Here is a 22,832-nt window from a genome sequence, read left to right on the forward strand (position 1 = left end):
CGCGATCAGGCGGAACACAATTCCTCCAGCACGCGCAGACGTCGGCCCGTGGTATCGGCGACGTAGGGATTCCTGGTATCCCACGCGTAGCCGGCCAGGATCGAGCAGATCATGCGGCGCACATCCGGCTGCGGATCCGGATGGAAGATGATCTTCTGGAAGCCGCCGGCATACCAGGCTTCGACGAAGCGGCGGAAGGTCTGCACACCGGCGCGCAGGGGAATCGCGTAGTCCTGTTCCCAATCCACTGTTTCGCCGGCGTATTTGCGCGCCAGGCATTGGGCGGCGAGCTCGGCCGAACGGAAGGCGATGGTGACGCCGGAGGAGAACACCGGGTCGAGGAACTCGCCGGCATTGCCGAGCAAGGCATACCCCGGACCCCACAGCGAGCTGACATTGGCCGAGTAGCCGGTGATCTGGCGGACCGGCATGACGCCCCACTCGGCTTGCGCCAGCAGGCGGCCGAGATTGGGATCTTCGCCGACCAGGGCTTGCAGGCGCTGCAGATCGCTGCCTTCGTAGCGCTTGAGAACATCCATCTCGGCGACCACGCCGAGCGAGCAGGTGCCGTTGGAGAAAGGAATGGTCCAGTACCACACGTCGACATGTTCGGGGTGGGTCGTGATCAGGATCTTGTTGCGATCGAAGCCGGCATCGTGGCCGATGTGGTCGCGCACATGCGTGAAGATGGCCCCGCGCACCGGAAAGTTGGAGGGCGATTCCAGCTTGAGCAGGCGTGGCAGCAAGCGGCCAAAGCCGCTGGCATCGAGCAGGAAGTCGGCTTCCACCACGTACTCCTCGCCCTCCGGTGAGCGTACGGTCACGCGCGGTTGTTCGCCCGGTTCCACCGCCAGCACTTCATGGCGGAAGCGCAGCTGCGCACCCATGCGCTCGGCGCCGCGGGCCAGCACCTCGTCGAAGTTGGCGCGCTGCACCTGGTAGGTGGTGCCCCAGCCGGGCGAGAACTTGTCGCGGAAATCAAACTCGGTCTGCCGCTCGCCGCGCACGAACGCGGCGCCGTTCTTGTACTGGAAGCCCGCTTCCACCACGTCCTGCAGCAGGCCGGCGGCCTGGATGTACTCCATGCTCTGCGGCAGCAGGCTCTCGCCGATGGAAAAGCGCGGGAACTGCTCGCGCTCCAGGATCAGCACGCTTCGGCCCTGCTGGCGCAGCATCGCGGCGGCGACCGAGCCGGCCGGGCCCGCGCCGATGATGAGGACTTCCGTACGTTCGACTTTCATTCCTTGAGGATCTCTTGTTCGGGGGATGGGGGTGATGCGGCAGGACGGAAGAACGGCGAGATGAACCACACCAGGCCAATGCCGAGCAGCAGGGTCAGGCCGAACGCGCGCAGCGCCGGCGTGGCCGACAGCGCAAGCAGGCCAAAGGACAACCAGGTGCTGGCCGCGCCGATGCAGACCGCCATCCACGCCGTGGGATCGCCGCGATGCTCGGCCAGGAAAATCCCGTAATCGATGCCCATGCCCAGCAGCAAGGTCAGCGCCAGCACGTTGAACAGTTGCAACGGCTGCCCCAGCCAACCCAACGCAGCCACGGTCAGCACGCAGGCCAGCAGCGTGGGCAGCATCACCCGCCACGCCAGGCGCCGATAACGCCACCACAGCACGGCGAATACCAGCAACGCGCCGGCAAACAACAGGCCGCTCATCAGATGGCGGTAATGCCGCAGCAAGCGGGTGAAGTCGGCGGTGCGATCCACCCAGCGCACACCGGCCAGGCCGTCGGCCTGCGCCTGCACCTGGTTCAAACCGGCCGGTGTGCCGAGGTCGTCAATCAACACCACGCTGGCCACCTGGTCGCCCAGTTGGCCCAGCCACAGATGGCGGAACGGCGCCGACACCGGCGAAGCCAGCCATGCCGGCAACGCCAGATCCTGGTCGGCGAAACCGGCGCGCTGCAGCGGTTCGTCCATCAACTGGCCGAGCTGGGACAACACCGCGCTTTCCACCTGCTGCGTCAATGCCGCGTCGGCGTGTTGCTGCTGCTGCGAAGGCAGCCAGTCGCTGATCGCGCGGTAGCCGCCGATGCGATGCTGGTCCTGCAGCTGGCGAAGGCGTTTGACCAGGGCTTCCTCGCGCTGCAGCACCTGCTCGGCATCGTCGCCACGCACCAGGAAGAACTGCGCCGGGCTGGGCATGCCGAGCAGGCGCCCCACTTCGATCTGCTGCGCCATCAAGGCCGGCGGCGATGATTGCAGGCTGCGCAGATCATCATTGCTGGTCACACGCAGCAGGCCGAAGCCCGCGATCACGGTGATGGCGACGGCGACCCAGGCCACCGGACGCTGCCATTGCAGGCGTGGCCAGCGATCCAGCGAACGGCCAATAGCCTGCGAGAAACGCGTGCTGCGCACCTGCCCGCCATCCAGCCAGGGAAACCAGCAGATCACGGTCAGGAACGCGGCCGCCAGTCCGACCACCGAGAACAGAGCCATCTGCCGCAGGCCCGGGAACGGCGCCAGACCCAGCGCCAGGTACGCCAGCGCGCTGGTCAACAAGGCAATCCACAGGCCGGGCAGCAGATGGCGCAGCAGGCGCCAACGCCCCTCTGCGGCCACGCCCTGGCGCGATGCGAACCAGTGGATGCCGTAATCCTCCGCCACGCCCACCAGGCTGGCGCCGAAGATCAGGGTCAGCAGATGCACCTGGCCGAACACCAGCGCGGTCACCGACAGCGCCGCCGCGCAACCGATGATCAGCGAGCCGGCCACCAGCACAATCGGGCGCAACGATCGGAACGACAGGAACACCAGCAGCAGCACGGCCGCCAGTGATCCCCAACCGATGGTGTTGATCTCGCGATTGGCCTGCACCGCCGCCGCTTCGGCATGCAGCGGCACGCCGGCGCGAAGCACGCTCAGCTGCGGTGCGACCACGCGCGCAGCGGCACTGGCGCGATCCAGTGCGTCATCGATGATGCGTTCGCCATCCAGGCGGAAGGCCGAACCGCGCATCTCCATCGGCAACGCGATCCAGTAACGCCCTTCGGCCTGGATGACGCCATCCTCGCCGATGTTCAAGCCCGAGCCGGTGGCGCGCGACTGCCACCATTGCGGCCACAGGCCGAGCGGATCCTGGCGCCATTGGGTCAGGCGCGGTGCGCCCATCGGCCCGTACAGCGCGGCCAGGGTGGACTCGGTCAAGGCGCCGATATCGGCCTGCTGCAACTGCTCGCGTTGTCCCGCGGTAAGCAGGCGATCCCGATACGGCGCGTAGAACGTCCGCGCCTGATCGAACCAGTCCTCGGCCTGTCCGCTGGCCTGGAACGGCAGCGGCTGGCGCGCGTCATCACGCTGCAGGCTGGCGCGGAACGCCGCCTCTGCGGCCCGCGCCTGCGCGGCATCGGCCGCGCCCAGCATCACCACCAGCTGGCGGGCGCTGGCGTCGGCGATATGTTCGGTGGCATCGGACAGGAGCACGTCGCTCGCATCGCGCGGCAGCATGGCCAGGATGTCGCTGTCGATCGGCGGGTGCTGCCAGAAGCGCCACTGGTGCGCGCCAATGGCCAGCACCATCAGCAACCATGCAACAGCGACCCAGCGCCAGCGCGCCCGCCACTGCCGATCACGTTCGCTGAGCGAAACGGCGCTGCCGGCTTCAGTCAAAGCGGCGGGCCTCGTCAACGCTCAGCTGCGCCGGCGTCTGGCTGAGATCGACAAAGCGCAGATGGGTGTGATCGCCGTTGGCCTCCTCGATGTCCACGTCGCGCACGTAGCGATCACCGTTGAGGGTGATGCGGCGGAAGGCCTTGGCCAGGGCCGCTGACTTGGGCGTGAGCGCCAGCGTCCAGGCGTTGCCGGCCCGCGCCTGAACCTGGGTGTCGAAGCGCGAGGACAGCGCCGCCACATCGCCACTGACCAGGGCAAACATCATCGCGTTGACCGAACGCAGCGCCGGCTGCTCGCGCCCGTCCACCTCGACGCGCGTACTGCCATCGCGCTGACGGCTGAGGATGCGATCACCGGTGATCACCACTTCCGAGGGGAACGGCTTGAGCGTGGTCCAGACCACGCCCTTGCCGCGCGCCACCAGGAAGCTGCCCTGCGAGCGCAACGGATTCTTGAAGCCGGCGATGCGCTTTTCCTGTTCGAAACCGCCGCGCAAGACTTCAACCTGGGCCACGCGCTGCTGGACCACCGACAGGTCGTCGGCAGCCCGCGTCGATGGCGCCAGTCCCACCAGCAGGCTGGCCAGCACGATGGCCTGCAAGCACATGGACTTCATGGCCGGCTCACTCCCAGGCGTTCCCACAGGATCGACGGGCAAACGTATTGCAGCTCCTGGCTGGCCGCGTCCACCGCCACCTGCACGGTATGCGCCTTGGTCAGTACCTGATCGGTGGCGGCATCGCGGATGCGGTAGTCGATCTTGAGGCGGTTCTCCCACTCCACGATCTCGGCCTGCACCTTCAAGGCCTGGCCATACAGCAGCGGCCGGATGTACTTGACCCGCGCATCCACCACCGGCCACAGGTAACCGGAGGCCTGCATCTGCGGGTAGTCGTAGTCGTAACGCTGCAGCAGGGCGCAGCGCGCCAGTTCCAGATACTTGAAGTAGTTGCCATGCCACACCACCTGCATCGGATCGCAGTCGTGGAAAGCCGGGGTCAGTTCAATCTGACCGGACAAATCAGTCGTGGCCATACAAGTCCCAGACCTGCTCGCGCTGCCACTCGCACAGCTGGCGCAGTTCACCATCCAGGGCACGATCTTCCTGCACCAGCGGGATGCGCTGGCACAGATCCTCGTACATGGCGGCGGCTTCGTCGCCGAACACCGCCAGGCCACCGGCGCGTCGGCGCAGCTCGATGCCCTGGCGCGCGACGATCAGCAGGGCCGCCACCACCTGTTCGGTCAGCTCGATCACGCGCAGGCAATCGCGCGCGGAGATCGTGCCCATGCTGACCTTGTCCTGGTTGTGGCATTCGGTCGAGCGCGAGAACACCGAGGCCGGCATGGTCAGCTTGAGCGCTTCGGCCGTCCATGCCGATACGCTGATCTGCAGCGCCTTCAGGCCGTGGTTGATGGCGGCGCGATGCGACGGCGCCGCCGACAGGTTGGACGGCAGCCCATGATTGAAGCGGGTGTCGACCAGCAGCGCCATCTGCCGGTCGAGCAGATCGGCCAGGTTGGCGATGGCGTTCTTCAGGCCATCCATCGCGAAGGCGATATGGCCGCCGTAGAAATGGCCACCGTGCAGGATCTGCTCGCGTTCGGGATCGATCAGCGGATTGTCATTGGCGCTGTTGAGTTCGGTCTCGATCAGCTGGCGGAAGAACGGCAGCGCGTCTTCGACCACGCCAATCACGTGCGGCGCGCAGCGCAGCGAATAGCGATCCTGCAAACGCTGCTCGTTGCGCGGCGGACGATCGCTATGCAGATCATGGCGCAGGCGCGCGGCGATGCGCGACTGGCCCGGATGCGGCTTGGCGGCAAACAGCACTTCATCGAAATGGTGGGCGTTGCCGTCGCTGGCCAGCACGTTGAAGGCGGTCAGGCGGGTCGCCATGCGGCACAGGTAGTCGGCGCGATCCCAGGCCAGGCAAGCCAGCGCGGTCATCACCGCGGTGCCATTCATGATGGCCAGGCCTTCCTTGGGTCGCAGTTGCAACGGCGTCAGGCCGATCTCGGCCAGCGCTTCGGCAGCGGGACGGCGGCGACCGGCATGCAGCACCTCACGCTCACCGCAGAGCACGGCGGCGACGTAGGACAGCGGCGTGAGATCGCCGCTGGCGCCGACCGAACCTTCGGCCGGAATCATCGGCAGCACGTCGTGCACCAGCAATTGCTCCAGGCCCTGCAACAGGCCCAGGCTGACCCCGGACATGCCGCGCGAGAGCGAGGCCAGGCGCGCCGCCAGCACCGCGCGGGTTTCCTGCGGATCGAGGAAGCGACCGAGCCCGCAACCGTGGTAGGTGTACAGGTGGTGCGGCAGTTCGGCGACCAGATCCATCGGGATGTTGACGGTGCAGGAATCGCCGTAGCCGGTGGTCACGCCGTAGATGACACCGTCCTCGCGCAGCACGCGATCGAGAAAATCCGCGCCGCGGGTGATGCGCGCGCGGAACTCCGGATCCTCCGACAGCACGGCCGCGCTGCGGCGCTGCGACAGCGCCACCACGTCTTCGATACGCAACGGGGCATCGCCGAACCGGACGGCGCCGGCGTCATTCAGGGGGAGTGTCATGCGGAACCTGATCCCAGAAAGGGAAGAAATTGAACCAATCCAGAGGGGCGCGCACCACCTGGGCTTCCAGCCAGTGGGCAAAGCGCGCGGCATGTTGGGCCAGTGCGGCGTCACGCGAGCCGCGCGGCAGTTTCAGCGATTCAGCGAATTCCTCGAAGCGTACCGTGTAGCCCTGGCCTTCATGGGTGCAGGCCATGGTGAACACCGGACACGCCAGCACCGACGCCAGCGCATACGCACCGATGGGAAACGGCGCGTCATGGCCGAGGAACGGCACCCGCACGCTGCGTCCGCCCTGCAGCGGCACGCGGTCACCGGCGATGGCCACGAACTCGCCGGCCGCCACCCGCTCGGCCAGCACGCTGGCGGTGGCCGGACCGATTTCGGTGACCTGCATCAGGCGTACGCCATTGGCCGGATCCAGGCGATCCAGCATGCGGTTGAAGCGTTCGGCGTGTGCGGTGTGCACCAGCGCGGTCAGCCGGAATCCCGGCACGCTGTCGGCCAGCACCTGGCACAGTTCCAGGCAGCCGATATGCGCGGTGATGATCAAGCCGCCCTGCCCTTGCTGCACGCGTCGCATCACCCCATCGCGATAAGTGGTCACCCGCTCGGGCGGATAACGTCCGCCCATGGCGAGGATCTTGTCGAGCAGGGTTTCGGCGAAATTCCCGAAGTGGCGCAGGCTGGTCAGTGCGCCCGGTGTGTGCGCGAACGTGCCCGGCGCGTGTCGGTGCAGGCGCTGCAGATACTCGATGGAGGCGCGACGCGCGGTGGCGTTGCCGAGCCAGTGCACCAGCACCACCGGATACAGGCACAAGCGGAACGGCCAGCGACCCAGCCAGCGGTACACAGCGCACAGAAAGCGCACGCCGGCCACCGACGTGGATTCGCCGATGTCGGCCCAGTGCGGCTGCGCCTGCACGTTCATGCCGGCATCCCGCGACCATGCAGCAGCCAACCCGGCAGGCGCCGCAGCATGCCGAAGAACAGCCGCGTGTGCATGCGGCTGATGCGCACGTTGTCGCGCCACACGTCGAAGTGGGACACGCCGTCGCTGGGATAGGTCACCCGGGTCAGCAGGTTCTGCACCGGCACGCCGCGCCAGAAAAGGCGCACGATGATCTCGATGTCGAAATCCATGCGCCGGCCAATCGTTTCTTGCTTGACCAGCTTCAGCACCGGCGGCAGCGGATAGATGCGGAATCCGCACATCGAATCGCGGATGGCAAAGGACAGCGTGTTGATCCAGACCCAGATGTGGGTCAGGTAGCGACCGTACAGACGCCCCTTGGGCACGCTGGCATCGTAGTCGGGGGCGCCGCAGATCACGGCGTCCGGGCAGGCATGCGACGCGGCGACAAAGCGGGCGATATCGCCGGGGTCGTGCTGGCCATCGGCATCGATCTGCAACACGTGGCTGGCGCCCAGGCGCGCGGCTTCGGCAAAGCCCGCCAGCACCGCGCCGCCCTTACCCTGGTTGGTCGGCAGCCGCAGCAGGCGAACCCGCGGCGCATGCGCCTGCGCCAGCGCGTCCAGTACCGCGGCGCAGGCCGGGCCCGAGCCATCGTCCACCAGCAGGCAATCATGTCCGCTGGCCAGCACGCCGTCGACCATCGCGGCGATCGCATGCTCGTGATCGAAGACCGGGATCACCACCATCAAGGAATACGCCGCCACGCCCGCCTCACTCGCCCAGCACGACACGACCGCTGGCATGCGGACCATGCGCGGAGGTGTAGGTGAACTGCAGGCACTGCTTGGCCGGCAGCCACTGTAGTTGCAAGCGGATGCGGTCGTGTGGCCGCGCCACGCGCTGGAACTTCAAGGCTTCCATGCGCAGGAAACGCGGCGGCAGCGGAAAGGCTTCGCGGCCAAAGCGGATTGCCCAGTCCAGTTGCGCCACGCCCGGCAACACCGCCGCCTGCGGGAAATGGCCGTCGAACACCGCCAGGTCCGGCGACAGATCCAGTTCCAGTTCCGCCGACTCCGCCTCGCGCAGGCGCCAATGCGGCTCGGGTCGCTCCGGGCGGAACAAGGCCATCAACTCGCGATCGGTCACCTTGCCCTGTGCGTTGACCGGCAGGCTCACCGCAAAGCGCCAACGCCGCGGTCGCGCCACCGCATCGTGGCTGGCGGCCAGGAAGTGCGACAGGGTCTGCGACAGGGCACGGCGGCCGTGCTCGCGCAGCGCCGCCCAGCCGGACTCGTTCGGCACAATCACCGCCACCAGCGTGTCGCGCGCGCCCGGCAACATGCCGATGCGCGCTTCCTGTACGCAGGGGTGCTCGGCGATATGCCGTTCCAAGGCATCCAGCGAAACGCGGCGCTCTTCGATCTTGACGATGCGATCCGCGCGTCCGAGCAGGCGAAAGCCCTCGCCTTCGGTCGCGACACGATCTTCGCTGCGCCACCATTCGTGGGCGTCGGCCAGATGCGGCGAGCGCACTTCCAGGCGTGCGTCGACAATCCGCCAGCTCACGCCAGGCAGCGCATGCCAGGCCGGTTGTTCGCGGTTCCAGCGGCGCCAGGCGATGCCGCCGGTTTCACTGCTGCCGTAGATTTCAGTGGGCGCCACGCCCAGGTGTCGGCGCGCATCCAGCGCGGCGTCCGCACCCAAGGCACCGCCCGACGAAAACACGGTACGCAGCTGTCCATGCAAGGCCGCCCAGTCCAGTTGGCTGGGCAGGCGCTTCAAATGAGCCGGGCTGGCCACCAGCACTGCCGGGCGCCGGCCCACCGCCATCAGCAGGTCTTCGTGGAAGAAGGTGCGTGGCGCAATCTCGCGCCCGGCGGCCAGCGGCCACAGCACGCGGAACAGCAAGCCGTAGATGTGCTGGTGCGAAACGGTGCCATGCACCACCGCGCCCTGCATTTCCTCGCCGAAACTGGCTTCGAGCGCCTCGACCTCGCGCGCCAGCTGGTCCAGGCGCTTCTCGATCGCCACCGGTTCACCGGTACTGCCGGAGGTGAAAACGAACAGCTGGGTAGCGGCCTCATCCAGCGCGACCAGCTCATCCGGATCGCCGCCCTGCTCCGGCTGCAGCGGAGCGAATTCCTGCGCCACGTCGCCGGCGAAGCCGTCCACGCGGCTGGCGGCACGCTCCAGCGTGGACGCCAGATTGTCGCCACACAGCATCACCCGCTTGCCGGCATGCCACGCCCCGAACAGCGCCGCGGCAAAACCCACTGCATCTTCAAAGTACAAGGCGACATCGCGCCCGGCCTGGCGGGCGAACGCCTCGCGCCAGTCCGCCACGCGCGCGCGGAACTGCGCGTGATCCATACCCGGCGCAATCCGGCGCCCGACTCGAGCGCGCACCGCCACCTCGGACAGGGGCAACCACTCAGTCATGGCGATGCGCCGCCCGCACGCGCTGGCGCACCAGCCATTCAATCGCAAACAGGCTGCCCATCAGCACATAGGCGATGCCGCCGTTATAGATCGCCCAGGCGCGATCGCTGGCCCAGAGCGCGGTGATCAGCGCCAGCGTGCCATTGACGATGAAGAACGCGCACCAGACCTGGGTGACACGCCGCGTATAGACCACCGCATGCGCCGGCAAGTCCGGCTCGGTCAGGCGCGCGATGCGTTCCACCACGCTGGGCGGAAACACGAGGCTGGCGGCAAACACGGCCAGCATCACCGCATTGACCAGCGCCGGATACAGCTTCAATGGCAGGGCCTGGTTGAAAATCGTGGCCATCAAGGCGAGCACGGCCGCACCGGCGGCGGCCACCAGCCACACCGCCTGGCGGGTGGCGATCGCGCGCAGCAGCGCCAACGCCAGCAGCAGCAGCGCCAACCAGCGCGGCTCGAATCGGCCCAGCGCCAGGTAGACCACCAGCGGATAGGCGAGCGACAGCGCGATGAACAATGCCGCGCGGAGCTTGCTCACGGGACAGGCAAGCCGCGCTCAGGCGGCTTGATCGCGGATCAGGCCGTACAGCACATCGACCACGTCCTGCACCGTGCGCACCGTCTTGAAGGCATCCGGCTGCAGATTGCGGCCAAGCAAAGGCTTGAGCTGCACGATCAGATCGACCGCGTCGATGCTGTCGATGTCGAGGTCGTCGTAAAGCCGCGCCTGCGGAGTAATCCGGGCGTGGTCGATTTCGAAGGTGTCGTGAAGGATCGTTGAGATCCGATCAAATAGTTCGTTCTTGGTCATCTCGGTCCCCTCGCCGCGCGCTCAAGCCTGACGCTGCGAAGCCACGAATTCAGCCAGCGCCTGCACGCTGGCGAAATGCCGGCGCGTTTCCTGCGAATCCGCGGAAAGACTGACGCCATAGCGCTTCTGCAGGGCCAGGCCCAGCTCCAGCGCGTCGATTGAATCCAGACCCAATCCCTCGACAAACAACGGCGCCGCCGTATCGATGTCGGCGGGCGTGATGTCCTCGAGGGACAACGATGTGATGATCAATTCCTTGATCTCGTGCTCAAGTGCCTGCACGCGATTGCTCTCCCGCAAAATAATCCGTCAAAAAATCCGTCAGCCGTCTGGCAGCTGCCGCGTCCCCTCCGGCCCCGTGGCCATCCTCGTTCAGGAACTGCGCGATGGGCAGATCTTCCTGAACGTCCAACACCACATGGAACCGGCGCGAGGGCACACGATACCATTTCTCGCCTTTTCCCAGTGTCATCGGCGTGCAGCTGATGCGCACCGGCGTCACATCAATCCGGCCGCGCACCGCGATATTGGCCGCTCCGCGCTGCAGCCGGGGCGCCTGTCCGCGCGCGGTCCGGGTGCCTTCCGGGAAGATCACCAGATTGCCCCCGGCACGGACCGCGGCGATGCAATCGTCCACCAGCCCGGCGCCATCGTCATTGGCTACGTAACCTGCGGCCTGGACCGGCCCGCGCATGAACGGATTGCGCGCCACGGCGGACTTGACCACGCAATCGGCATTGGGCAGCAGCGACACCAGGAACACCACGTCAATCAGGGTGGGATGGTTGGCCAGGATCAACAGGCCCTGTCGATTCAAGCGGTATTGGTGGCGGATGTCATAGGTCAAAAGTCCCAGCCGGTGCATCAAGCCGATATGCGCGGCAAAACTGAGCTGGATGGCGCGCCGTGCCCACCGCTGCCGACGCACCGGCGAGCGCGCCAGCAACATCAGCGGCGGAAACACCAGCACGCGCAGGCACAGTCCGCCGAGGCCAAAGGCCAGAAAGCTCAGGCCGGTACCGAGGATGCGCCAGAGATGATTCAGGCGGGCAAGCATCGCCACGTCCAGTCCACGGCATCCACGCGCTGACGCAGTTCCGGTTCCGCCTGCAGGAAGAAGCGCAGCACGTCCAGGCTGCGTGGAATCTCGACCGGCGTGGCGGGCGGCTCGCCCCTGGCGGCGCCACAGGACAAGCGCATGCGACGCCCGGCCGCGCCGGGCGCCGCCAGCCGCCAGCACCAGGCATGGAACGGATCGGCCTCATCGCGGAAGTCTTCGTAGACCGTCGGCAATGCCGCGTCGTACACCACCACCAGCATTTCCGGTGCGCCATCCGAAATCAAGCCGGTCGCTTCGACCATCGCTGCCGCCGGCGTGGCCGCGCCGGCCGCCAACGCCAAATAGTTGCCACGCTCACCGCGCACGATGGAATACAACGCGGCGATGGCGTTGTGTACGGACAGGCCGAAGCCGGTGGGCGACAGGCTTTCGTGCCGGCTCAAAGAACCCAGCAACTCCACCGAGCAGGCGACATCGCCGTGGCGCGATGCGAACACGAACGGAATGCCGGCCGCTTCGGCACGCTGGCACCAATAGGCCGTCTGGATGGCCATGCGCCCCAGGCGATCGATGCGTCGACGCTGCATCGCCGGCACTTCACTCAGCGCCGGCGTGCCTTCGCCGCGCGGCGAGAACGGCGCACGCGACCAGGCCTGCCACTCCTCGGCGGTGTGCAGTCCCGGCGCCCACGCCGCCCAGTCGGCAACGGTCAGTTCAATGTTCAATAGCGCAAATCCGCTGTGCAAGTCGACGGGCTTCTATTCCACCGGATGCGTCGTGTTTGCGCCACCGTGAATATTTTTTTACGAGAGTGCTTGCAAGTCTGAAAAAGCCTCCCTACAATTCCGCTTCTCCCGCCGCGTGGGGCCATAGCTCAGCTGGGAGAGCGCTTGCATGGCATGCAAGAGGTCGCCGGTTCGATCCCGGCTGGCTCCACCAACTTCTAGGCAATTAGGCCTGTCTGGAAGTAAAACTTGGGAAATGTTTCAAACGCGTCCCCATCGTCTAGAGGCCTAGGACATCACCCTTTCACGGTGGCGACCGGGGTTCGAATCCCCGTGGGGACGCCAGTTTCAACAAAAAAGCCTCGACTCTGTCGAGGCTTTTTTGTTTGCGTCGTTCACGCCGGGGCATCGTCGCGGGCACGTCACCGATGGCCGGCGACGGACGCGCGTCTCAGGCTGCGTCCAGCGCCGCCGCTTCCACCGGTCGCAACGTCGCCACGCCGTGTCCCTGGTCGGCCAGGTATTCCAGCCATTTGCCGAGGAAGGTGTTCATGCGCATGCGGTGGCTGATCACTTCGGCCGGCGGCGGGTAGAGGCCAATCACGTCCTGCCAGCGCCGACCGACATAGCAGTGGGTGGCCTCGGCTTGATGCGCGTCGCGATACAGGCGGACGAAGGCCGACGGATCCGGTTCGCCCGTCACCGGGTCGCGCAGGTCATAGGTCAGTCGCAGCTCCACCGTATAGCGATGGGTCTCGATGACTTCCAGGCGAACGTCCAGACCATCGCCGACCGACGACAGATAGGTGCCGGGTTGCAGCTGATCCGGCGAGAACAGGCGCATCAGGCGCGCATGGTTTTCCGCGTACAAGGCCATCAGCCAGCCAAAACGACTGAGCTTGGGAATGCGGTCTTCGCGGCGGGTGGCAGAGGTAGGCATGGGCCGATGCTACACGCCCGCAGGGCGTGGCGGCAGCATTGACGGACACCCGGGGGAAGCCTAAGTTAAGCCTTTCCGCTGGTGAACTTTTCCCGGCGCTTGCCCGGCCCGCCCGGGCGTCCTCCCCGCTCAGAACATCTCGCGCTGCAAGCCCAGCGTGGACAGCACCTTGCTGGAAATTTCCTCGATCGACTTGTTGGTGGTGCTGAGGGTGGGAATGCGCTCGACCTGGAACATCGCCTCGGCTGCCGCGACCTCGCGCTTGCAAGTCTCCAGCTTCGAATAGGTGGAGTTGGGTCGGCGCTCCTGGCGAATCTGCTGCAGGCGCTCCGGATCGATGGTCAGGCCGAACAGCTTGCGCCGGTACTGGCGCAGGCGGGCCGGCAGGCGATCGGTTTCCAGATCCTGGTCGGTCAGCGGATAGTTGGCCGCGCGCACGCCATAGTGCAGGGCCAGATAGACGCAGGTCGGGGTTTTACCGGCGCGCGAGACCGCCACCAGGATGACGTCGGCCTCCTCGTATTCCAGCGCGATGCCATCATCGTGGGTCAGGGCGAAGTTCATCGCATTGATGCGGCGGTGGTAGGTCTCGAAATCGACCAGGCCATGCGCCTGCCCCACCCGGTTCTGCCGCGGCGTGCCCAGCTCCAGCTCCAGCGGCTCGATGAAGGGTGCGAACACGTCCAGCATCAGCGCCCCGCTCTCGGCGAGCAGCACGCTCAATGACGCATCGACACAGGAATTGACCACGATTGGCCGGGTGCCGGCGGCAATGCCGGCGCGGCGGATGCGGTCGGCCGTGTCGCGGGCCTTGTCGGCGTCGTCCACGAACGAAATGCGGTCGGTCTGGAAGCGGAATCCGGTGAACTGGGTCAGCAGGCTGTGGCCGATGGTTTCGGCGGTGATGCCGGTGCCGTCGGAGACATAGAACACGGGACGGACCACAACGCCTTCTTCACCTGGATTCACCACGAAACCTCCCTTCTGATCAAGCTTGTATGCAATTGGTATGCACTGCATCATAGCGCCTCTTCCCCACGGACACGGCCGCGCCGGTGTGCTCTCGGCGTGCTGCCTCCCTATCTGGAGCCCCCGCTTGAACGAGAACATCCTCTGGCTGCACGCGTTGCGCCTGGCCGACCTTGCCCGGGTCGGCGGCAAGAACTCTTCCCTTGGCGAGATGATCGGCCACCTGGCCGGGCTCGGGGTATCGGTTCCCGGCGGCTATGCGACCACGGCCGAAGCGTTCAAGGATTTCATCGCCCATAACGACCTGTCCAAGCGCATCTTTGATCGCCTGGCCACGCTCGACGTGGAAGACGTGCCGGCATTGACCGCCGCCGGCCGCGAAATCCGCGGCTGGGTCATCGATGCGCCGCTGCAGCCGGAACTGGACCGCGACATCCGCCAGGCCTATGCCCAGCTGTGCGCCGACAACGGCGGCGGCGATGTCGCCGTGGCCGTGCGCTCCTCGGCCACCGCCGAAGACCTGCCCGATGCCAGCTTCGCCGGCCAACAGGAAACCTTCCTCAACGTGACCGGCGCCGATGACGTGGTGCACAAGGTCAAGGAAGTCTTCGCCTCGCTGTACAACGATCGCGCCATCGCCTACCGCGTGCACCACGGCTTCAAGCACGAAGATGTGTTCCTGTCGGCCGGCGTGCAGCTGATGGTGCGCTCGGACGTCGGCGCGTCCGGCGTGCTGTTCACCTTGGACACCGAGTCCGGCTTTCGCGACGTGGTGTTTGTCACCGCCAGCTACGGCCTGGGCGAGAACGTGGTGCAGGGCGCGGTCAATCCCGACGAGTTCTACGTGTACAAGCCGACCCTGTCGCAAGGCAAGCCGGCGATCCTGCGCCGCGCCCTGGGCAGCAAGCAGATCCGCATGGTCTATTCGGACCAGCCCGGCGAGCGCGTGCGCAATGAGGACACGCCGGTGGAACTGCGCGGCAAGTTCTCGATCAGCGATGTCGATGTGCAGGAACTGGCCAAGCAGTCGCTGGTCATCGAAAAGCACTACGGCCGCCCGATGGATATCGAATGGGCCAAGGACGGTGTCAGCGGCAAGCTGTTCATCGTGCAGGCGCGCCCGGAAACCGTGAAGTCGCGCGCCAAGGCCACGCAGATCGAGCGCTATGCGCTGGAGCAGCGCGGCCCGGTGATCGCTGAGGGCCGCGCCATCGGCCAGAAGATCGGCAGCGGCATCGCCCGCGTGGTGCGCTCGCTGGATGACATGAGCCGCGTGCAGCCTGGCGACGTGTTGGTGGCCGACATGACCGATCCCGATTGGGAGCCGGTGATGAAGCGCGCCGCCGCCATCGTCACCAACCGCGGTGGCCGCACCTGCCATGCCGCGATCATCGCGCGCGAACTGGGCGTGCCGGCGGTGGTAGGTACCGGCAACGCGCTGGATCACATCAAGGACGGCCAGGAAGTGACCGTCAGCTGCGCCGAAGGCGACACCGGCTTCATCTACGAAGGCGCCCTGCCCTTCGAGCGCACCACGACGGATCTGGACAACATGCCGCCGGCGCCGTTGAAGATCATGATGAACGTGGCCAACCCCGAGCGCGCCTTCGATTTCGGCCAGCTGCCGAACGCCGGCATCGGCCTGGCGCGCCTGGAGATGATCATTGCCAGCCATATCGGCGTGCATCCGCTGGCCCTGCTGGAGTTCGACCGCCAGGACCTGGAAACCCGCAAGAAGATCGAAGCCAAGATGGCCGGCTACGCCGACCCGGTCAGCTTCTATGTGGATCGCCTGGCCGAAGGCATCGCCACCATCACCGCTTCGGTCGCTCCGAACCCGGTCATCGTGCGCCTGTCGGACTTCAAGTCCAACGAGTACGCCAACCTGATCGGCGGCAGCCGGTACGAGCCGCACGAAGAGAATCCGATGATCGGCTTCCGTGGCGCCAGCCGCTATGTCGACCCCTCGTTCGAGCCTGCGTTCGCGCTGGAATGCCGCGCCGTGCGCAAGGTGCGCGACGAGATGGGCCTGGCCAACCTGTGGGTGATGATTCCGTTCGTGCGCACGCTGGAAGAAGGCCGCAAGGTCATCGAGGTGCTGGCCAAGCACGGCCTGAAGCAGGGCGAGAACGGTCTCAAGATCATCATGATGTGCGAAGTGCCGTCCAACGCGCTGCTGGCCGACGAGTTCCTGGATATTTTCGACGGCTTCTCGATTGGCTCCAACGACCTGACCCAGCTCACCCTGGGCCTGGATCGCGATTCCAGCATCGTGGCCAACCTGTTCGACGAGCGGAACCCGGCAGTCAAGAAGCTGCTGTCGATGGCCATCCAGACCGCACGCGCCAAGGGCAAATACGTGGGCATCTGCGGCCAGGGGCCTTCCGATCATCCGGACCTGGCCGAGTGGCTGATGGCCGAGGGCATCGAGTCGGTGTCGCTCAATCCGGACACGGTGGTCGATACGTGGCTGCGGCTGGCGAAGAAGAAGACATCGGCTTGACCACGTAGCTCATCCGTTCACTGCACTACCGCCCCTTCCCCCGCTTTGCGGGAGAGGGGGCAAAAAAAAGCCCGGCAATGCCGGGCTTTTTAGTGGGCGACCGGCCATTCCGGTCGACTCATTCGGCAGGACTGCACCGCGGCTCAGCGCAGCCCGGTCTCGTTGCGCGCAATCACCAGCCGCTGGATTTCACTGGTGCCTTCGTAGATCTCGGTGATCTTGGCGTCGCGGAAATAGCGCTCCAGCGGCATTTCCTTGGAGTAACCCATGCCACCGTGGATCTGCACGGCCTGATGGGTAATCCACATGGCGGCTTCCGACGCCACCAGCTTGGCAATCGCCGCTTCATTGCTGAAACGCTGGTCCTGGCCCTTCACCCACGCCGCGCGCAGAGTCAGCAGCAGGGCCGCGTCGAGCTTGCACTTCATGTCGGCGATCTTGGCCTGGGTCATCTGGAAGGTGCCGATCGGCGCGCCAAACGCCTTGCGCTCCTTCACGTACTCGAGGGTGGCTTCGTAGGCGGCGCGGGCAATGCCGATGGCCTGGCTGGCGATGCCGATGCGGCCGGCATCCAGCACGCCCATGGCGATCTTGAAGCCCTCGCCTTCTGCGCCCAGCACCTCGTCGGCGGCCGCCACGTAGTCGGTGAACTCGATTTCGCAGGTGGCCGAGGCGCGGATGCCCAGCTTGGGCTCGGTCTTGCCGCGATGGAAGCCGGCCTTGTCGGTGTCGATCAGGAAAGCGGTGATGCCGCGCGCGCCCTTGTCCGGTTCGCTCATGGCGAACAGCACGATGTACTTGGCCACCGGGCCGGAGGTGATCCAGCTCTTCTTGCCGTTGATGACGTAGCTGCCGTCGGCCTGCTTGATGGCACGGCAACGCATCGACGTGGCGTCGGAGCCGGACTGCGGCTCGGTCAGCGCAAACGCACCGATCGCCTCGCCTTCGGCAATGGCGCGCACGTACTTCTGCTTCTGCGCCTCGGTGCCGTTCTTCAGGATGCCGTTGCAGAACAGCGAATTGTTGACCGACATGATGGTCGAATGGGCGGCGTCGCCGGCGGCGATTTCCACCATGGCCAGCACGTAGGCCACCGGGTCCATGCCCGCGCCGCCGTACTCGCCCGGCACTTCGATGCCCATCAGGCCGTTTTCACCGAGCAGGCGGATGTTGTCCAGCGGGAACTCGCCCGTCTTGTCGTGGTGCTCGGCGCTCGGCGCGATTTTTTCCTGCGCGATCCGGCGTGCCACGTCCTGGATCATCAACTGCTCTTCGGTGAATGCAAAATCCACGTTCCAACCCTCTCACTTCACTATTTGAATACCAATTGTAACCGGGCCCATGCGCCGGCGTAGCCCGGCTTGACCGGAAAGCCCTGTTGGCAGGACAATATCTTTATATCGCGATAGGAAGATATTTATGGATCTGGAAGCTTGGTCGACCCGGCTGAAGGTCTTTGCCGACGCCACCCGCGTGCGCCTGCTGGTATTGCTGGCGAACGAGGAACTGACCGTGGCCGAGCTTTCCGGCATCACCCAGCTCGCCCAGCCGCGGGTCTCCACTCATCTGGCCAAACTCAAGGAAGCCGGGCTGGTGCGCGACCGCCGCGCCGGCGTTTCGGCCTATTACCGCTTCGACGAGGACAAGCTGGACCCGGCACAACGGGACCTGTGGCGCGCCCTGAAGGAAGGCAGCGATGATCCCCTGCTGCGTCAGGACGCCGAGCGCGTGGCCACGGTGCTGGCCAGCCGCGCGTCCGACCAGAACTGGGCCGACTCGGTGGCCGGCGACATGGAACGCCACTACTCGCCGGGCCGCACCTGGGAAGCCCTGGCGCGCACCGCGCTGCCGCTGCTGGAAACCGGCGACGTGCTGGACATCGCTTCCGGCGACGGCGTGCTGGCCGAGCTGCTGTCGCCGCATGCCCACCGCTATGTCTGCGTGGATACCAGCGCCCGCGTGGTCGCGGCCGCTGGCGAGCGCCTTCGTCGTTTCGAAAACGTGGAAGTGCGCGAGGGCGACATGCATGCGCTTCCCTTCAAGGACCAGAGCTTTGACCTGGTCGTGCTGATGCACGCGTTGACCTATGCCAGCCGGCCTGCGCAAGCGGTCGCCGAGGCGGCGCGCGTGCTTCGCCGTGGCGGGCGCCTGCTGTTGAGCAGCCTGGCCAAGCATGAGCATCGCGCCGTGGTGGAATCGTACGGTCACGTCAACCTGGGTTTCACCGAGAAGGAACTGCGGCGATTCGCGGAAAAGGCCGGACTGGAAGTGGCCAATGCCGAAGCCGTGACCCGCGAACGGCGTCCGCCGCATTTCGAAGTCATTTCGCTGTTGGGAGTCAAACCATGATCACCCTGCCCTGGCTGCATCCCGAGCGCGCCGAAAAACTGCTCAAGGCGCTGAGCGAACGCATCCTGATCATCGATGGCGCGATGGGCACCATGATCCAGCGCCACGGCCTGCAGGAAGACGATTACCGCGGCCAGCGTTTCGCCGAAGGATTCGACAGCCAGCACGACGGCCACGGCAACTGCGGTCACGATTTGAAAGGCAACAACGATCTGTTGCTGCTGACCAAGCCCGAGATCATCGCCGGCGTGCATACCGCCTATCTGGAAGCGGGCGCGGATCTGGTGGAAACCAACACCTTCAACGCCACGGCGGTCAGCCAGGCCGACTACCATCTCGAGCACCTGGTCTACGAACTCAACAAGGCCGGCGCGCAAGTCGCCCGCGACTGCTGTGACGCCATCGAGGCGACCACGCCGGACAAGCCGCGCTTTGTGATTGGCGTGCTCGGCCCCACCAGCCGCACGGCCTCGATCAGCCCGGACGTCAACGACCCGGGCTTCCGCAACACCAGCTTTGACGAACTGCGTGGCACCTACCGCGAGGCCATCGACGGCCTGATCGATGGCGGCGCGGACATCATCATGGTCGAGACCATCTTCGACACCCTCAATGCCAAGGCGGCGTTGTTCGCAATCGAGGAAGTCTTCGACGTGCGCGGCGCCCGTTTGCCGGTGATGATCTCCGGCACCATCACCGATGCCTCCGGCCGCACGCTCTCGGGCCAGACTGCCGAGGCGTTCTACACCTCGATGGCGCACAGCCAGCCGCTGGCCATCGGCCTGAACTGCGCGCTCGGCGCCAAGGATCTGCGCGAGCACGTGGAAACCCTGGCCACAATCGCCGACAGCTACGTCAGCGCCCATCCCAATGCCGGCCTGCCCAATGCGTTCGGCGAGTACGACGAGACGCCGGAGGAAATGGCCGACACGCTCAAGGAGTTCGCCCAATCCGGCCTGCTCAACCTGGTCGGCGGCTGCTGCGGCACCACGCCAGCGCACATCCGCGCCATTGCCGACGCCGTGCACGGTCTTGCGCCGCGCCGACTGCCGCAACGCCTGGCCGACGCGGCTTGAGTGCAGCGGCCCGTGACCTTTTCCCTCGCTCTTATTGCAGCCAATCCCGCCACGGCGGGTAGCGACATGGATGCCATCGCATGAACACCTCTCCGCGCCATACCCGTCTTTCCGGCCTGGAACCGCTGGTCATCACCCCCGACCTGCTGTTCGTCAACGTCGGCGAGCGCACCAACGTCACCGGCAGTGCGCAGTTCCGCAAGCTGGTCAAGGAAGAGCGCTACGAGGAAGCCGTGGACGTGGCGCGCCAGCAGGTGGCCAATGGCGCGCAGATCCTTGACGTCAACATGGACGAAGGCCTGATCGATTCCGAGAAAGCGATGGTGCGCTTCCTCAACCTGATCGCCTCCGAGCCGGACATCGCCCGCATCCCGGTGATGGTGGATTCGTCCAAGTGGAGCGTGATCGAGGCCGGCCTCAAATGCCTGCAGGGCAAGGGCGTGGTCAATTCGATCTCGCTGAAGGAAGGCGAAGAAGCGTTCCTGGAGCATGCCCGCAAGGTGCGCCGCTACGGTGCCGCCGCCGTGGTGATGGCGTTCGACGAAACCGGCCAGGCCGACACCTGTGCGCGCAAGGTGGAGATCTGCACGCGCGCGTATCGCATCCTGACCGAGCAGGTGGGCTTCCCCCCGGAAGACATCATTTTCGACCCGAACATCTTCGCCGTCGCTACCGGCATCGAGGAACACGACAACTACGCGGTCGACTTCATCGAAGCCACCCGCATCATCAAAGCGACGCTGCCGCACTGCCATGTCTCCGGCGGCGTATCCAATGTCTCGTTCTCTTTCCGCGGCAACGAGCCGGTGCGCCAGGCGATCCATTCGGTGTTCCTGTACCACGCCATCCAGGCGGGCATGGACATGGGCATCGTCAATGCCGGCGCCATGCCGATTTACGACGACCTTGACGCGGAACTGCGCGAGCGCGTGGAGGACGTGATCCTCAATCGCCGCAAGGATTCCACCGAGCGCCTGCTGGAGATTGCCGACCGCTACAAGGGCAAGAAGGGCGAAGCCAAGGTCGAGGATCTGGCCTGGCGCGACAAGAGCGTGCGCGAGCGCCTGAGCCATGCCCTGGTCCACGGCATCGATGCCTTCGTCGAAGGCGATACCGAGGAAGCCCGCCAGCAGGCCACGCGTCCGCTCGATGTCATCGAAGGGCCGCTGATGGACGGCATGAACGTGGTCGGTGACCTGTTCGGCGCCGGCAAAATGTTCCTGCCGCAGGTGGTGAAATCAGCGCGGGTGATGAAGAAGGCCGTGGCCTATCTGCTGCCGTACATCGAGGAAGAAAAGCTCCGCAGCGGCGACGTCGGCAAGTCCAACGGCAAGATCATCATGGCCACGGTCAAGGGCGACGTACACGACATCGGCAAGAACATCGTCGGCGTGGTGCTGGCCTGCAACAACTTCGATGTGGTCGATCTGGGCGTGATGGTGCCGGCGCAGAAGATCCTGGACGCCGCACGGGCCGAGAACGCCGACTTGATTGGCCTGTCCGGCCTGATCACGCCCTCGTTGGAAGAGATGACCCATGTGGCGCGCGAAATGCAGCGCCAGGGCTTCTCCATGCCGTTGTTGATCGGCGGCGCCACGACCTCACGTGCCCACACCGCGCTGAAGATCGATCCGCACTACGACGCCCCCACCGTCTGGGTGAAGGACGCCTCGCGCGCGGTCGGCGTGGCGCAGTCGCTGATTTCGCGCGACATGCGCGAGGGTTTTGTCGCCGCCAACGATGCCGACTACGCCGAGATTCGCCAGCGCCACCGCAACCGCGGCGATGCCAAACGCCTGGTCACGCTGGAGAAGGCGCGCGGCCAGCGCTTCGAAGGCGGCTGGGAATCCTATACCCCACCGGCGCCCAATCAGCCCGGCATCACCTCCTTCGATGATTACCCGTTGGCCGAACTGATCGAGTACATCGACTGGACGCCGTTCTTCCAGGCGTGGGAACTGGCGGGCAAGTACCCGGCCATCCTGACCGACGAAGTGGTGGGACCGCAGGCCAGCGAGCTGTATCGCGACGCGCGCGCCATGCTGGATCGCATCGTCAGCGAGCGCTGGCTGACCGCCAAGGGCGTGTTCGGCCTGTGGCCGGCCAACGCGGTGGGCGATGACGTGCAGGTGCAGGTCGATGGCGCCACCCGCGCGTTGTGCTTCCTGCGCCAGCAGGTGGACAAGCCGGTCGAACGACCGGACTTCTGCCTGGCGGATTTCATCGCGCCCGCCTCGACCGGCAAGCAGGACTGGATCGGCGCATTCGCCGTCACCGCCGGCATCGGCATCGACGAGCACGTGGCGCGCTTCGAGGCCGACCACGACGATTACAACGCGATCCTGCTCAAGGCGCTGGCCGATCGCCTCGCCGAAGCCTTTGCCGAGCGTCTGCATCAACGCGTGCGCACGGAGTTCTGGGGATACGCGGCCGACGAATCGCTCGACAACGACGCCCTGGTGGCCGAGGCCTATGCCGGCATCCGCCCTGCACCGGGTTATCCGGCCTGTCCGGAACACAGCGAGAAGGCGGCGCTGTTCGAGCTGCTGGGCGCGGAAAGCCGTGCCGGCATGCAGCTGACCGAGAGCTTCGCCATGCTTCCGACGGCGGCGGTGTCCGGCTATTACTTCAGTCATCCGCAGAGTCAGTACTTCGTCGTCGGCCGTGTCTCCAAGCAACAGGTGGAAGATTACGCGCGGCGCAAAGGCGTCCCGTTGGCGCAAGCCGAACGCTGGTTGGCATCGAATCTCGACTATGACCCTGAATGAGTCAGCCAGCTTTCGAAATCTCTTTGGAATTACTGATCGCCACTGAATCAAGCCGACGGCAACG

At 65.8% G+C, this 22,832-nt stretch carries 20 protein-coding genes and 2 tRNA genes; 6 read left to right on the forward strand and 16 right to left on the reverse strand.

Annotated elements, in window-relative coordinates; all coding sequences use genetic code 11:
* Positions 1-5: 5 nt before the first annotated feature.
* The 13 genes from B5X78_RS00385 to B5X78_RS00445 form a co-directional block, all read right to left on the reverse strand.
* Positions 6-1,241 carry an NAD(P)/FAD-dependent oxidoreductase gene (locus B5X78_RS00385; RefSeq protein WP_079722529.1) on the reverse strand — a complete coding sequence of 412 codons (1,236 nt, stop codon included), beginning with the start codon at positions 1,239-1,241 and terminating at the stop codon, positions 6-8.
* A complete protein-coding gene (locus B5X78_RS00390) occupies positions 1,238-3,535 on the reverse strand; it encodes an MMPL family transporter (RefSeq protein WP_425478706.1) in 2,298 nt (765 codons plus the stop codon). Before B5X78_RS00390 ends, B5X78_RS00385 begins: the two co-directional genes overlap by 4 nt.
* An 82-nt stretch (positions 3,536-3,617) precedes the next feature.
* Positions 3,618-4,244, reverse strand: coding sequence for a LolA family protein (locus B5X78_RS00395; protein ID WP_079722531.1), 627 nt, complete (start codon positions 4,242-4,244; stop codon positions 3,618-3,620).
* A complete protein-coding gene (locus B5X78_RS00400) occupies positions 4,241-4,663 on the reverse strand; it encodes an acyl-CoA thioesterase (RefSeq protein ID WP_079722532.1) in 423 nt (140 codons plus the stop codon). Before B5X78_RS00400 ends, B5X78_RS00395 begins: the two co-directional genes overlap by 4 nt.
* The gene (locus B5X78_RS00405; protein WP_079722533.1) at positions 4,650-6,206 is read right to left on the reverse strand and encodes an HAL/PAL/TAL family ammonia-lyase; all 1,557 of its coding nucleotides are present in this window, start codon (positions 6,204-6,206) and stop codon (positions 4,650-4,652) included. The genes B5X78_RS00400 and B5X78_RS00405 overlap by 14 nt, the downstream gene beginning before the upstream one ends.
* On the reverse strand, positions 6,187-7,137 hold the full coding sequence (locus B5X78_RS00410; protein WP_079722534.1) for a lysophospholipid acyltransferase family protein: 951 nt from the start codon (positions 7,135-7,137) through the stop codon (positions 6,187-6,189). Before B5X78_RS00410 ends, B5X78_RS00405 begins: the two co-directional genes overlap by 20 nt.
* A complete protein-coding gene (locus B5X78_RS00415) occupies positions 7,134-7,925 on the reverse strand; it encodes a glycosyltransferase family 2 protein (RefSeq protein ID WP_139381334.1) in 792 nt (263 codons plus the stop codon). The genes B5X78_RS00410 and B5X78_RS00415 overlap by 4 nt, the downstream gene beginning before the upstream one ends.
* A complete protein-coding gene (locus B5X78_RS00420) occupies positions 7,894-9,561 on the reverse strand; it encodes an ApeI family dehydratase (protein ID WP_079722536.1) in 1,668 nt (555 codons plus the stop codon). Before B5X78_RS00420 ends, B5X78_RS00415 begins: the two co-directional genes overlap by 32 nt.
* Positions 9,554-10,105, reverse strand: a complete 552-nt coding sequence (locus tag B5X78_RS00425) for a COG4648 family protein (protein ID WP_079722537.1) — start codon at positions 10,103-10,105, stop codon at positions 9,554-9,556. The genes B5X78_RS00420 and B5X78_RS00425 overlap by 8 nt, the downstream gene beginning before the upstream one ends.
* 18 nt (positions 10,106-10,123) lie before the next feature.
* Positions 10,124-10,378: an acyl carrier protein gene (locus tag B5X78_RS00430; protein ID WP_079722538.1), complete on the reverse strand. Its 255-nt coding sequence runs from the start codon at positions 10,376-10,378 to the stop codon at positions 10,124-10,126.
* 21 nt (positions 10,379-10,399) lie between these two features.
* A complete protein-coding gene (locus tag B5X78_RS00435; protein WP_079722539.1) occupies positions 10,400-10,660 on the reverse strand; it encodes a phosphopantetheine-binding protein in 261 nt (86 codons plus the stop codon).
* The gene (locus tag B5X78_RS00440) at positions 10,647-11,435 is read right to left on the reverse strand and encodes a lysophospholipid acyltransferase family protein (RefSeq protein ID WP_079722540.1); all 789 of its coding nucleotides are present in this window, start codon (positions 11,433-11,435) and stop codon (positions 10,647-10,649) included. The genes B5X78_RS00435 and B5X78_RS00440 overlap by 14 nt, the downstream gene beginning before the upstream one ends.
* On the reverse strand, positions 11,420-12,163 hold the full coding sequence (locus tag B5X78_RS00445; protein WP_229730967.1) for a beta-ketoacyl synthase chain length factor: 744 nt from the start codon (positions 12,161-12,163) through the stop codon (positions 11,420-11,422). The genes B5X78_RS00440 and B5X78_RS00445 overlap by 16 nt, the downstream gene beginning before the upstream one ends.
* A 138-nt stretch (positions 12,164-12,301) precedes the next feature.
* On the opposite strand from B5X78_RS00445, the gene B5X78_RS00450 reads away from it, so the two are divergent.
* A tRNA-Ala gene (locus B5X78_RS00450) sits at positions 12,302-12,377 on the forward strand.
* Positions 12,378-12,432: 55 nt separating this feature from the next.
* Positions 12,433-12,508: transfer RNA gene (locus tag B5X78_RS00455), tRNA-Glu, on the forward strand.
* Positions 12,509-12,614: 106 nt separating this feature from the next.
* On the opposite strand, the gene B5X78_RS00460 is transcribed toward B5X78_RS00455, so the two are convergent.
* Positions 12,615-13,103 carry a DUF1249 domain-containing protein gene (locus tag B5X78_RS00460; protein ID WP_079722541.1) on the reverse strand — a complete coding sequence of 163 codons (489 nt, stop codon included), beginning with the start codon at positions 13,101-13,103 and terminating at the stop codon, positions 12,615-12,617.
* A 129-nt stretch (positions 13,104-13,232) separates the two neighbouring features.
* Positions 13,233-14,048, reverse strand: a complete 816-nt coding sequence (gene ppsR, locus B5X78_RS00465; protein ID WP_229731034.1) for a posphoenolpyruvate synthetase regulatory kinase/phosphorylase PpsR — start codon at positions 14,046-14,048, stop codon at positions 13,233-13,235.
* 151 nt (positions 14,049-14,199) lie between these two features.
* Between ppsR and ppsA the strand changes: the two genes are divergently transcribed.
* Positions 14,200-16,575 (forward strand): phosphoenolpyruvate synthase, encoded by a 2,376-nt coding sequence (gene ppsA / locus B5X78_RS00470; RefSeq protein WP_079722542.1) that lies wholly within the window; start codon positions 14,200-14,202, stop codon positions 16,573-16,575.
* 143 nt (positions 16,576-16,718) lie between these two features.
* Here the strand turns inward: ppsA and B5X78_RS00475 are convergent, their stop codons facing one another.
* Complete coding sequence (locus tag B5X78_RS00475; RefSeq protein ID WP_079722543.1) at positions 16,719-17,867, reverse strand: acyl-CoA dehydrogenase family protein; 1,149 nt, start codon at positions 17,865-17,867, stop codon at positions 16,719-16,721.
* A gap of 127 nt (positions 17,868-17,994) precedes the next feature.
* Here B5X78_RS00475 and B5X78_RS00480 point away from each other — a divergent pair, with 127 nt between their 5' ends.
* The 3 genes from B5X78_RS00480 (at position 17,995) to metH (ending at position 22,768) form a co-directional block, all read left to right on the forward strand.
* The gene (locus tag B5X78_RS00480) at positions 17,995-18,924 is read left to right on the forward strand and encodes an ArsR/SmtB family transcription factor (RefSeq protein ID WP_079722544.1); all 930 of its coding nucleotides are present in this window, start codon (positions 17,995-17,997) and stop codon (positions 18,922-18,924) included.
* Entirely contained in the window at positions 18,921-20,000 is a 1,080-nt protein-coding gene (locus B5X78_RS00485) for a homocysteine S-methyltransferase family protein (RefSeq protein WP_079722545.1), read from the forward strand. Before B5X78_RS00480 ends, B5X78_RS00485 begins: the two co-directional genes overlap by 4 nt.
* 80 nt (positions 20,001-20,080) lie before the next feature.
* Entirely contained in the window at positions 20,081-22,768 is a 2,688-nt protein-coding gene (gene metH / locus B5X78_RS00490; protein WP_079722546.1) for a methionine synthase, read from the forward strand.
* Positions 22,769-22,832: the final 64 nt, after the last annotated feature.

The sequence above is a fragment of the Pseudoxanthomonas indica genome (assembly GCF_900167565.1).
GTDB lineage: Bacteria > Pseudomonadota > Gammaproteobacteria > Xanthomonadales > Xanthomonadaceae > Pseudoxanthomonas_A > Pseudoxanthomonas_A indica.

Bases quoted from the DNA above. Each gene is read 5' to 3' on its own strand.
- B5X78_RS00405 (WP_079722533.1), bottom strand. From the start codon at position 6,206: ATGACACTCCCCCTGAATGACGCCGGCGCCGTCCGGTTCGGCGATGCC.
- B5X78_RS00395 (WP_079722531.1), bottom strand. From the start codon at position 4,244: ATGAAGTCCATGTGCTTGCAGGCCATCGTGCTGGCCAGCCTGCTGGTG.
- B5X78_RS00430 (WP_079722538.1), bottom strand. From the start codon at position 10,378: ATGACCAAGAACGAACTATTTGATCGGATCTCAACGATCCTTCACGAC.
- B5X78_RS00390 (WP_425478706.1), bottom strand. From the start codon at position 3,535: ATGGTGCTGGCCATTGGCGCGCACCAGTGGCGCTTCTGGCAGCACCCG.
- B5X78_RS00400 (WP_079722532.1), bottom strand. From the start codon at position 4,663: ATGGCCACGACTGATTTGTCCGGTCAGATTGAACTGACCCCGGCTTTC.
- B5X78_RS00420 (WP_079722536.1), bottom strand. From the start codon at position 9,561: ATGACTGAGTGGTTGCCCCTGTCCGAGGTGGCGGTGCGCGCTCGAGTC.
- B5X78_RS00440 (WP_079722540.1), bottom strand. From the start codon at position 11,435: ATGCTTGCCCGCCTGAATCATCTCTGGCGCATCCTCGGTACCGGCCTG.
- B5X78_RS00485 (WP_079722545.1), top strand. From the start codon at position 18,921: ATGATCACCCTGCCCTGGCTGCATCCCGAGCGCGCCGAAAAACTGCTC.
- B5X78_RS00460 (WP_079722541.1), bottom strand. From the start codon at position 13,103: ATGCCTACCTCTGCCACCCGCCGCGAAGACCGCATTCCCAAGCTCAGT.
- B5X78_RS00480 (WP_079722544.1), top strand. From the start codon at position 17,995: ATGGATCTGGAAGCTTGGTCGACCCGGCTGAAGGTCTTTGCCGACGCC.
- metH (WP_079722546.1), top strand. From the start codon at position 20,081: ATGAACACCTCTCCGCGCCATACCCGTCTTTCCGGCCTGGAACCGCTG.
- B5X78_RS00415 (WP_139381334.1), bottom strand. From the start codon at position 7,925: ATGCCAGCGGTCGTGTCGTGCTGGGCGAGTGAGGCGGGCGTGGCGGCG.
- B5X78_RS00410 (WP_079722534.1), bottom strand. From the start codon at position 7,137: ATGAACGTGCAGGCGCAGCCGCACTGGGCCGACATCGGCGAATCCACG.
- B5X78_RS00385 (WP_079722529.1), bottom strand. From the start codon at position 1,241: ATGAAAGTCGAACGTACGGAAGTCCTCATCATCGGCGCGGGCCCGGCC.